This is a genomic window from Chloracidobacterium sp. (genome assembly GCA_015075585.1).
GTDB lineage: Bacteria > Acidobacteriota > Blastocatellia > Pyrinomonadales > Pyrinomonadaceae > OLB17.
Genome location: JABTUB010000001.1, coordinates 1,439,560 through 1,450,998, shown reverse-complemented (window position 1 = coordinate 1,450,998; position 11,439 = coordinate 1,439,560). Strand labels below are relative to the sequence as shown.

The window sequence follows — 11,439 nt, the reverse complement described above, 5'->3', positions numbered from 1 at the left end:
AGAAGTATGTGGTTCAATTCGCACTGCGCTTTTCCTTATGCCGCTCGACCAAGCGTATCGGCGTCGCAAAAAAGCCAAATTCACTGCGGAGCTGATTCTCAATATAGCGCAAATACGAGAAATGAAGGCCTGCTTTACCTCCGGACGTGAACAAAATGAACAGCGGAGGCCGTACTCCGGCTTGCGTGATAAATTGCACCTTCAAACGAGAAAACCCTCCCTTGACGGGCGCCGGTGCAGTGCCGCCTTTCGGCTGAAGAACCGCATTCTCAAAGAATCTGTTAAGCTGCGAGGTTTGTATTCGCCGCCCACTCGCCTCGTAGGCCTCGGCAACAAGCGGAAGGATCCTAGAAACTCGCTGCCCGGTCAAGGCCGAGATGGTTACGATCGGGGCCCAATCGAGGAACTTCATGGCCTCCCGCAACTGTCGCTCGACCTCGTAGATCGTGTTCGTCCCTTTCTCTTCAAGAGCGTCCCATTTATTTACTGCGATAATGACCGAGCAGCCCGAATCAACCGCATAGCCTGCGATCGTAGCGTCAAGATGGGTTACGCCTTCGACCGCGTCGATAACAATGATCGCAACGTCTGCACGTTCGAGCGATTTTTTCGCCATTATGACGGAAAGCTTCTCCGCCATTTCAGTCGTCTTGCCCTTCCGCCGAATACCGGCCGTATCGATGAGCAGAAAGTCATTGGCGTCCGAACTCAACTCGGTGTCAATTGAGTCACGCGTCGTGCCCGCGATGGGCGAGACAATAACGCGCTCCTCGCCCAATAGTTTATTCAGCAGCGATGACTTGCCGACATTCGGACGGCCTACGATCGCCAGTTTTATCCGCTCCGACCTCGGCAGTTCCTGAATCTCGCTGAGATCGAGGTTTCCGCATATCAGATCGAGAAGATCGCCGACACCTGTGCCGTGCTCAGCGGAGATCGGCATCAGATCGAAACCGAAACGGTAGAACTCGCCCGCTTCATTCTCGACCTTACGCGATTCAGCCTTATTTGCGGCGACCACAACAGGTTTGCCTGTATTTCGGAGCAAAACAAAGAGTTCTTCGTCCAGAGGCGTAACGCCGGCGCGCGAATCGACGACCCAAACTATGATCGACGCTTCATCAATAGCCGCAGATGCCTGCTTGAAGATATTTGCGGGAATTACCGCATCGTCATCAGGAACGATCCCTCCCGTATCTACGAGGCGGAATACAGAACCGCCCCACTCGACCTCACCGAACATTCGATCGCGCGTGATACCCGGCTCATCGCCGACGATCGCCTTTCGCGAGCCGGTGAGTTTATTGAACAGGGTGGATTTGCCGACGTTCGGCCGTCCGATAATTGCAACAAGAGGTGAAGCCATTTGAGTTCGGGCTTGATTTTAGCAAGGGCCGCAGCACTTTGTGAAAAGCACCGAAATAAAAATGCCCCGGCCCATTCCGGCCGAGGCAGGCTGCATTTCCACTTCCACAAACTCTTAGTTAGCGACGAGATCGAGAATAGCACCGATCAATGTGCCGAGCAGCGCATATTTTCCGTTGTTATATCTGCCGTAGCTGTAACGGCTGTAATAGCCGTCCTCATAACCTCGGCGAAAGCCTTCGCGGAAATAGTAGCTGTACTCGTCCAGCGGAACAAAATAATTATCATAGCCGTACGATCCGTCCATATAGCCGTACGAAGACTGGTAATTGTATCTCCAACCGTCTTCCCTGTCCGCACGCCCGGCGTAATAGCCTTCTTGATAGCCGTTATTCAGAGCGGACCGCAGCATTTGTGCTCCGTACGAGCTTGTATAATAGTAGCGGCCGGAGCGCGAGTATCGATAATTATCGTAGAGGTTGTTGTAATACTGATACTGCATTTGCCGGAGCCGCAACTGATCGCGGCGGATCTGTTCCCAATATCGCTGCTGATACCGCAGATATGCCATCCTCCGCTGTGTCTGAAGCTGCTGATAACGCTGCTTTTCCATCTGCTGCCAATTATTCCAACGATCGTTATATTGACGGTAACGCTGCTGATTTAGCCGTTCCTGCGTCGAGCGGTCGATGGTTTGGTAACGCGTCGGCTGTGATCGCGTCGGGACATCGCGAACTATAGGCGATGTAACCGTGCCGGGCTGCCGAACTTTCGCCGCCCGATCTGCATCTTGCTGCTGCCTGCGCCACTGATCTTGTTGACTCTGCCGGATCTGTTGCTGTTGCCGGCTCTGCCGTTCGCCTTGCTGCTGTTGCCGCCATTGGTCTTGTTGACTCTGCCGGATCTGTTGCTGTTGCCGGTTCTGCCGTTCCGCTTGTTGCTGCCTGCGCCATTGATCTCTCTGATCAGGACGGTTCTGCTGTGCACCGACACGGGAGCCTTCCTGTGAACGGTCTCTGCTCCGGTCAAATTGAGCACTCGCAATGCCGACCGATGAGATTGCGATCGTTGCGGCGGCTATTGCCGACACCGCAATTTCCTTACCGGATCTTATTTTCATAAAAATTCTCGATCACCCCTGAACGTGGTAAAAAACACTCCTCACGCCTCATCTCAGCAATGGGCGTACCACAGGCAAAAACAGTGATCTTTCAGTGAATTATTGAAGAATTGGAGGCATTAACGCACGTTATCGTCTGTCAGCCATACGAAATGCGCTTTATCCTTTACGAAACTCGTAATCTATATGAACTATCATTGATCCGTTGATTATCTCAGGCCGCACGCCGGTCGCAAAAAGATCGATCTTGCCGGTATTCGGTATCGGAAGTCCGAATGAGAGCTTATCGAGCGTGAGTATCTCGACCGGATTGAATTTCCTGTCGATAGAGCCTTGAATCAGCTTGGCCACAAGAGTGCCGCCGATGCCGCGTGTTCCGTTGAGATCGACACTTAGGACACGGACGTTCCCGATCAACCGCCTGGACGCGGCCTGATATTCAAGGTCAACGACTGACTCCGCGGTACCGCTGAATTCCACGCACCCTATCAGCGGAGCCGCATACGAGCCTGTGAATGCGAGCGGCACGTATGTCTTACCTTCTCGGAACCGCACCGCTGTGCGAACGCCGTTCGTCTCACGAAGGATCTTGATAGAGCTATCGCAAAACGTCTCTGTCGAAGGGCCGGAGTTCCCAACGCCCCACAAACTTGAAAAGGCGAACGCTCGTCCCTCGTTAGCAGGCACTGAATAGAGGCCGATAGGAAAAGCAGGCGGATCGTAATTATTGAACGTCGTGTCCAGCAACGCGTCGAAGAATTGCTCATTGATCGTCAAACTCAGCTCCGTCCGCTGGGCTGATGCCGTGAGTGCGGCCGTCAAAATTATCACAAGTGAAATAACTGATGTTCTGATCAACATAGGCGGTTGCGGCTGTTCATTCCTTCTATGTACTCGAGCCTGATGTTTGACGTAAACAGCCTAACGAAGGTTGGTAAGTGAAATGCCTTACAGACCGCTTTTTACGACATCGTGGAGCCGCAGCAGCCCGACACAGCGCCCATCCTCCACGACGGGCAGAACTGATATCTGCGACGGCCTGTCTTCCATAAGCCTAAGTGCATCGTACGCCATTGCATCGGGCGACGTTGCTATCGGATCGGCGGTCATCATCGAACGTGCGGTGGTATGTTCAAGCTGAGTTGCGTCAGTCCGCTCAATGGTCCGTCGAAGGTCGCCATCGGTCACGAGGCCCAGAAGAGCGCCGTCTTCCCCGACAACATTGACCGCACCGAGCGAATGATCTGAGATAGCGCGCACAACCTCGATCCAGCTTGCGTCAGGTGCGACGTCCGCACCCGTGTGCATCAGGTCGCCGACATGCAGCGTCAGCCTTCTGCCGAGGCGGCCGGCAGGGTGATTTGCTGCAAAGTCCTCTGCCGTAAGGCCTTTTGCGTCCATGACGGCCATTGCAAGTGCATCGCCGACCGCCAATGCAGTAGTTGTTGACGCAGTCGGAGCTAAATTAAGCGGACACGCTTCCTTATCTACTGACGCATCGAGTACAACTGCCGAAGCCGCGGCGACCGAAGAGTGTATATTGCCGAGTATCGCAATTACCGGGAGCTTGCGTGAGGTCAATGACGGCAACATCGCTAACAGCTCGTCCGTTTCGCCGGAGTTGCTTAGTGCTATTACTATGTCTTCCGCCCCAACGATGCCTAGCCCGCCGTGAATTGCATCCGAAGGATGAAGGAACACCGCCGATGAACCGGTGCTTGTCATAGTTTGAGCGATCTTTTCGGCGATAACCCCCGATTTGCCAACGCCGGTCACAATTACCTTCCCACGGCATTTTGCCAACAGATCGACCGCACGCTCGACCGCGGCCGCATCGATACGCTCGGACGCGCGCTCGATCGCCGCCTGCTCTACACGCAAACATTCACGGAATTTCTCATATCTGTCGGCTCGCACGGCCTCAGCGTTGCTCATCGTGTAAAGAAATCTCCCGGATCCTTCTTAATAAAGTTCTCGATCGCCGCGATCGTTTGAAGGCCATCAAGCTTAGAATTTGCAGCTTCGTCGGTAGAAAATCCGGTGCCGTTGTTGATATAAACTGCATTCGTCGGATAAGAATCGCGTGCTCCGAGACAGCGGCCGGCCATGATAACGTCCGTCTTTCCGTCGCCGTTCAGGTCCTTGAAACTTAACGCCTCGACCCAACATGCAGATACTCCGGCGAAGGCGTCGGGCAGGTCATAGATCTTCTTGCCGTCTTTGTAAATATGAAATGTCGAGCCTCGCGGCACATCCTTTGCATCAACCATATCCTCTTTATTTGCAAAGGTTACAAAGCACGAAGAAGTAAATGGATCCGCGTTGAACGGGAACGATTGATCTGCGACGTAAACCTTGCCCGGCATCGAAACCGGACGACAGACCGAAGTATTTTCAGCTTTGGCCGCACCTGACGCAACCTCGACGTTCGCGTTGCTGACGGTTCTCGGCATTTCAGCGTTCGCGGCGCTGTTGGCCGGCTCCGTCCTGTCGGACGAAGCCGAGCCGCACGCAGACAATATCGCGATCCCGCTGAGAATTATTCCAATGTGCCAACCCTTCATTCTTTGATTATCAACGGCATCCCGAAATTTTCAAACGCAAAGATTCATTCGACCTTAACGATATCGGTACCCGTACGGCCGAATGTTTCCGGATGGTACATTTCCTCAGCCTTCGCCGGCGGCACAATAAAGTCGCCCGGCGTTGTCGCCCTTGCAACGTATGTGTAGGTATAAACGCCTTCCCAAAGGAGTGACGCGAACGCCTCGGCACGCTCATCGCGGAAGTTCTGATGATCGAACCAATATTGACGCCACCACCACGATCCGTAACCGTAAGAGCGGCTGCCGTACGTAATAACGCCGGTATTTCCCTGCTTATCTCCAGGGATCGCTTCGGTAACGGCAAGTCCCGGATTGAGTATCTCAAGCCCCGCAGGCAGCGGATCGACCAGAGCTACGTGATAACGCCGCGCCGCAGCAACCATCGTGAGCCGTACGCGAACCCGTGCTCCCGCTCGAAATGTCCACGAGCCGTCGGCATTCTGCTTCACGTCGTCCTTATCATCGACAGGCTCATATTGCCGCAGTACCGTGAATCCGTAGTCCGCCGGCCGCAGCCTAAGATCTTTCGGCGCGTACTTCATCCCGATACGGTAATAAAGGCGGCCGGCTCCCTGCTTGTCGATGATCAGATCCGATCTGCCGCCGTTTTCAGCAAGGTACGACATCGGTATCGTCAGCTCATTCGAATCAGCGGAACGCCCCTTGAATATCTGCTCGCCCGCGTAGGTCTTACCGAGCCAGATACGCGAGACAAAGTCCGGCGTAACCTTTTCGAATGCGTTGAAATACCTATCGAGAGCCAGCAGGATAAAGACATTCTCCTGTGTGTTGCTCCAAGCACCTTTGGTGCGATGATCCAGCAGGCCGCGAACGAGCTTCGGTATCAGGTCGTTCTGCGGATCGGCCTTTATCATAGCCTCAAGCAGCACACCGTCCGCACGGCGGTTCGAGGCCATGATAAGCCAAGCTCCGTCGCGGTAATCCGTAACGAAGTTCGCGGTCGCAGCCGTTTCGGTCGTACGGTTGTTGAGGAACTGCAGAATAGCGGTTTTTTCTGCTTTTGAGCCGGGATCGTCGGCGATCACCGAGAGTACCCATCCGAGGGCTTCAAAGGGCATCTTTTCGATGCCTGCTTCGGCAAGCAGACTTTTTGCCTTTGCAACATCCTTATCGCCAAGGGCAGCGCGGACATAAAGCGCGTACGCCGATATCGTCCAACGTGCCTCAGGTGCATTCTTATACCAATCGTCAAAGTGCTTCTCGACGTCCTTCAGATACGGTTTTGCCTTATCGATCATGCCGTCCGGCACCTTTTGGCCTTTTGCCTTCGCAAGTGCCAAAGCATGTGCAACATGGATCGTCAGGAACGGATATTTATAGCGTTCACCGTCACGTTTCCAAAGCCCGAAGCTTCCGTTGCTTCGCTGGCGCGCCTGAAGTGTTTCGATGTCGCGTTTGTAAAAATCATCAAGATCAGCCGCCGTCGGCATTTCTTTCGCCTTGAATGCCGTAAGCACATCGCGCATAGCGGCTATCGAGATCATCCGCGAAGCGATCTGCTCCGAGCAGTCGAACGGGTATCTCGTAAGGTAAATGAATGCGTCGGTCAACTCTTGAAGCTGCGTCGATGAGGTCGTAACCTCAAGACCGCCGAACTGCGGAAAGACATCATTCGGTGCCTGGACCGGCTGAACAATGGCTCCGTTCTTGTCGGTCGTGCCGTATGTAGCGAATGCCTCGCTTGTTGCAGGCGTCCAAACGGGCAGCGATATCTCGGCGGCGTCGGAATATTTGCCGCTTGTAACCGCTATTTGGAACCTTGCCGTGCCTGCCTTTGCCGTCAAGACGGGGAAACGCACCTCTTCGCGGTCATTTGCCTTCACCAAAACACGCTTGCCGGCAAAATTCGCGTCGCCCGCCGCAGCTCCGGGGCCTGCAACGGCCGCATTCGTCGCTCGAACGGCAACATCAACAGCCATATCGTGATCGGTTTGATTCTGAACAACTACCGGTAATTCGGCCTTGTCGCCGAAGTTCAGGAATCGCGGCGCCGACGGGCGAACCATCAGCGGCTGGCGTGCCGTTATGGTCGATTCGGCCTTGCCAAAACGCTTTCCGGTATCAACCGCAACTGCGGTGATGCGATAGCGTGTCAGATTGTCCGGCAGCTTGACCTCGACGGCAGCATGGCCATTCGCATCAGTTCTGACCGATGGCGACCAAAGAGCAAGCGCGTCAAAATTCGACCGGAGCCTGATCGCATCGCCTCCGTCGCTTTGCGCGTCGGCGCTCATTTCCATCATCAGGCCGGATTCGTTCATACGCCGAGCGGCCATCGGCGCAGGCACGGCCATTTTAGACGAGGAAATTCCACTTCCTATGCCCACGCCTGAACCAAATCCGATCCCTCCCTCGATCTGTGCCAACACGACATTCTCACGCAGATGCCGGTCGGAAACACCGTCCGAACGTTCTGTATAGAACGTTGACATCGGATCTGAGATCGTGTAGCCCGTCAAAGCAAGCACGCTCTCATCTACCGCGACGACGGCAACTTCGGTATCGGCTGCGGGTTCGCCTCGAAAGTCCTTTACGGCAATATCGATCTTTGTCTTGCCGCCCGGAGCAAGCGTTTTTTCCGCAGGTTCGGCGGAAACGGTTAGCTTCCGGCTTGCGGTCGAGACCTTGATGTCGATGTCGCCCGATGCGAACGCGGGGCGCGGTATTGCCTTCGCTTTGCCCTCGCCCCCATCAGCTCGCGGTGCGGAACCGACAAGATCGACCTGTACGTGAATATTCGGCAGATAGCGTTCCTCGATCGGCACCTTGAGCGTGATCGACGAGCCTGTCATCGTAAAACGCTCGGCCTTTACAAGCCCGTCGCGGCGAAGCGTCAGGATGCCTTCCGCAGGCGAGAACGGCGCTATGACAAGGAACTCTGCAACATCTCCCGGGCTATGATCTTTCTTTGCCGGAATGATCTGGACGTCTTCCTTTTCGAGTGTGCGCTCGGGTGGTGATTGCCCGCCGGGAACCCAGACGGTTATCTCGCTTTGGTTGAAACGCTCGCGATCATCCATTACGGTCGCGGTTATCGTATAGGTGCCGCCGCGTTTTGCGGTAATGCTGCACTTTGCCCCCTTCGGACCTCCGGCGGCGTCCTGTTGAGCCGACGAATTGAAGCTGCACGTCTGCTCATCAACGATCTTTTCTTCCCACGATCCCTTTTCAAAGACCCAATCCTTCAGGACGGCCTTTATTTCAGCATTACGCCCCGGCACCAACTTTCCGTCGATATCTGTAACTATCGATTCGACCTCGACCTGCTCGCCCTTTTGAACGAATGTCCGCGGAGTTCTCATACCGATATAGAGTTCCGAAGGATGTACGAGCAGGGACGTGTTACTTGCCCACGTTTGGCGGTTCACGTCCTGAACGGCCGCCCAAGCTGTTATCGTGTACGGCCGCGGCGGATTTACTGACTGCAGATCGATCTTGAGAAGGTGCTTTCCGCTCGCGTCCGTCTTACCGTCAAACGTCACCGTCCGTGAAGGCGTTCCTCTCGAAAAGTCGCGCCACCAAGGCACCCACGTACCGAATGTGAAATCATCGCGGTTCGGCGGAGTGTAGTTGGTCGCAGATGCTACAACGGTCCATTCTGTATCGGCACCGGCAAGCCCGCCGCCCGCGTAGTATTTAGCTTCGGCAGAGACCAGTACACTATCGCCGATAATGAACGGCGCTTCGGACTCGACCTTTGTCGAAACCTCGAACTCGGGCCGCCTGAACTCCTGTATCTGGAACTGATGTGAATATTGAGACGATGTGGCGTCGGCCAATGTCAGATCAATTTGGGCATAGCCGAGGTTCACGTTGTCGGGTATGGAGAATTTGAGATCGAAGGCTCCGAAAGCATTCGTTTCTGCAGAACCTTTTGCAAATTCATTGCCTCGTGCGTCTTTGGCTGACCAAGAATATCTTTCTTTTGTCGGTAATGCCGCTATATCGCCGAACTTTCCGCCTCCCAAGACGCGGATATAGCCTTTGACCGAGACCTCTTCTTTCGGCCGATAGATGTTACGATCGTCAAAAACGAACCAACGCTTGGTATCCGTCGACGTACGGCGATACCATATCGGGCTGTCGACCCAATAGTTATCGGCGTTTGACGGAAGGAACGCAACATCATTTCCGCGTTTTGCGATGAGCAGATCGGGGCCTTTATCCGTTATACGATCACCGAGTTTCAGTCGGAGAACACCGTTAGCGCCTGTCCGTTCCGTTTGTGCCGATTCGATGGGATCGACAGCTACTGCGTTCCCGTCCGCATCCGTTAAAGTGGTATCCGACGAGGGCCCGCTGCTTGTAAGCCAATCCCAAATGCTCGCGAGCACACCCGGTCCTTGCTCGTCGCTCTTAGCATCAGCGACACCCGCACCGTTCGGATAAATGGACATTTCGACGTCCGACAACGGTTTACCGGTCTTTAGGTCGCTTGCAAAACCTACAAGCTCTTCGTTATCGACAAACGCGTCAAGCCCAATCTGCGTTGACTGGAGCCATTTAAAAATATGCGAACGCTCGTACTTCGACGGCTTGGTTACGGTTTCGATATCGACTATCACATTGCCGAGGCCATTCTTTAGTGCTTTCGAGATGTCTATCGGCGTCTCTACCATCACATCAGGCTCCTGACGAATATTAAGCGTGGTATCGAGCACCATGCGGCCCGGGATCGCGGGCCTCTTTCCCTCATCATAATTGAGGTAACGCAGGTACTGTTGGAACTGTCCCCAATCGGTCGGCTCGACAGCATAGAGCCGAACCTTGACCGCACCATGATTGATCGAATAGATCGAGTAGGTCGGTTTTACGAACGGATCAAGCACGGTAAAGTCCTTACCGTCAGCAAAAAGATGCGGTGATTCGCTTCCGACCTTGATGGAAGCAACCGCCGAAGTTCCGAGCTGCTGGCCGAATTGATCGGTCAGAGACGGATCGACCGTAACCTTATACGTCGTGCGGCCCTTCTTATAACCGCTTATGCGGATGCGGTTCCCGTAAGGCTCGATCTTGACGTCTTCTATCGCGGGCTCGATCTTTACAAGGTCTTTGGTGAATTTTGACGGGTCGATGGTGTTCGTGAAGACAATGTACCAGTCGGTTGACGGCGTACATTCGCCGTCCGTCTTCGAATAGCCGCAGTAGCCCTCGGTAAACTTGAATTGCCCGTAGGTTTTGAACGTGAACGATCGTGCGGCGGTCGTGGTTAGCGGGCCTTCGGCGGAGGGCATACCCTTGTCGAACGTGACTGTGACGGTGCTGCTGGCGGGAAGGGCGTTCGCGGTCGAGCCGTCAGGAGTTATCGCCCTAAAAGCAAGCCAGCGGCCGGGCTCAGCCTGTCTTGCGTAGTACGAGATACTCGGATCGGCATTGACCTCCTCCTGCGTAGCAAGCCGTGCCTGTAAACGCTTGCCGCCGGCGGAGACGGACGTTTTTGCCAAAACGGCGGCAGGGTCGATGGCTTGATCGAACGATGCGAAGATGACCGCATCACGTTTTGTTTGATCGCCGGAAGGAACCTGCTGCAAAAGCTTTGGCGCCGGCGTCGTGAATTTCCAAATTACGTCCTTATCCAAGACAGGGCCGTTCGCCGAACGCGTACCGGCAGGGACACGCGCGGTGAATTCCGTGGCCATCGGAAAGCGTTTCGTTGTATCGAACATCAGCGTCCGCGTGCCGAGCCAACGCCATTGGCCCTCGACCTGCGGCGCGAACTCGACGGGTGCGAACTTCGCCGCGTCGGACTGCGAACCGACAGCGACCATCGGCTGTGAAAAGGTTACGCTGAGGTCAGGCGCAAGATCGACCTCGCCGTTCGGCGAATAACGCAGCACCTCAAGCGTCTTTCCGGAGAGATCGACGTTTGCCGGCGTTCGGCTCTCGTCCGCCGGGAATGTTACCGGAAGTTTCTCGCCTTTCTTTGGCGCCGGAAGTGTGCCTGCACGCTTTGCGAAGTCTGTTTCGTCGTCGGCGTCGGCCTTGATCGCGGGAAGGCGTTTAAGTATCGTGCCCGTCTCGGTGTCCGAAAGCGGCTCCGTCGCGGCGGCCGTTCGCGGCTCGCGTTTTTCGGCGCCTTCGACGCCTTCACTAAGCCGAAAGGTCAATCCTTTGGGGACATTTTTCATCTTCTCATCCATTGAACGGTTCACGACCTGCGCGGTTACCGGAATGCTCAATTGTGCAAACGTACCAATGTAGATCGACACCAACAGGGTCCAAGCCGTAAATTTTCTCATTATGGTTCCTCAAGGTCGCAGCTTTCCATCTTTGATGCAGCAAAACGGCGTGCGATACGCTATGTGCCCGCATACTGAACGGATCCTT

Annotated in this window: 6 protein-coding genes; all 6 read right to left on the bottom strand. The window is 54.8% G+C overall.

Translation table 11 applies throughout. The features are described from left to right. Positions 1-13 precede the first annotated feature (13 nt). The 6 genes from der to HS105_06610 all read right to left on the bottom strand — a co-directional run bounded on the left by der (position 14) and on the right by HS105_06610 (position 11,351). Positions 14-1,366: a ribosome biogenesis GTPase Der gene (gene der / locus HS105_06635; protein ID MBE7516267.1), complete on the bottom strand. Its 1,353-nt coding sequence runs from the start codon at positions 1,364-1,366 to the stop codon at positions 14-16. Positions 1,367-1,480: 114 nt separating this feature from the next. Then, positions 1,481-2,485, bottom strand: a complete 1,005-nt coding sequence (locus HS105_06630) for a hypothetical protein (GenBank protein ID MBE7516266.1) — start codon at positions 2,483-2,485, stop codon at positions 1,481-1,483. A gap of 159 nt (positions 2,486-2,644) precedes the next feature. Then, positions 2,645-3,346: a hypothetical protein gene (locus HS105_06625; GenBank protein ID MBE7516265.1), complete on the bottom strand. Its 702-nt coding sequence runs from the start codon at positions 3,344-3,346 to the stop codon at positions 2,645-2,647. A gap of 87 nt (positions 3,347-3,433) precedes the next feature. Next, positions 3,434-4,420 (bottom strand): KpsF/GutQ family sugar-phosphate isomerase, encoded by a 987-nt coding sequence (locus HS105_06620; protein ID MBE7516264.1) that lies wholly within the window; start codon positions 4,418-4,420, stop codon positions 3,434-3,436. Then, positions 4,417-5,049 carry a hypothetical protein gene (locus tag HS105_06615; protein MBE7516263.1) on the bottom strand — a complete coding sequence of 211 codons (633 nt, stop codon included), beginning with the start codon at positions 5,047-5,049 and terminating at the stop codon, positions 4,417-4,419. The genes HS105_06620 and HS105_06615 overlap by 4 nt, the downstream gene beginning before the upstream one ends. Before the next feature lie 44 nt (positions 5,050-5,093). Then, the gene (locus HS105_06610; GenBank protein ID MBE7516262.1) at positions 5,094-11,351 is read right to left on the bottom strand and encodes a hypothetical protein; all 6,258 of its coding nucleotides are present in this window, start codon (positions 11,349-11,351) and stop codon (positions 5,094-5,096) included. Between the last annotated feature and the right edge of the window lie 88 nt (positions 11,352-11,439).

Bases quoted from the DNA above. Each gene is read 5' to 3' on its own strand.
- der (MBE7516267.1), bottom strand. From the start codon at position 1,366: ATGGCTTCACCTCTTGTTGCAATTATCGGACGGCCGAACGTCGGCAAA.
- HS105_06630 (MBE7516266.1), bottom strand. From the start codon at position 2,485: ATGAAAATAAGATCCGGTAAGGAAATTGCGGTGTCGGCAATAGCCGCC.
- HS105_06625 (MBE7516265.1), bottom strand. From the start codon at position 3,346: ATGTTGATCAGAACATCAGTTATTTCACTTGTGATAATTTTGACGGCC.
- HS105_06620 (MBE7516264.1), bottom strand. From the start codon at position 4,420: ATGAGCAACGCTGAGGCCGTGCGAGCCGACAGATATGAGAAATTCCGT.
- HS105_06615 (MBE7516263.1), bottom strand. From the start codon at position 5,049: ATGAAGGGTTGGCACATTGGAATAATTCTCAGCGGGATCGCGATATTG.
- HS105_06610 (MBE7516262.1), bottom strand. From the start codon at position 11,351: ATGAGAAAATTTACGGCTTGGACCCTGTTGGTGTCGATCTACATTGGT.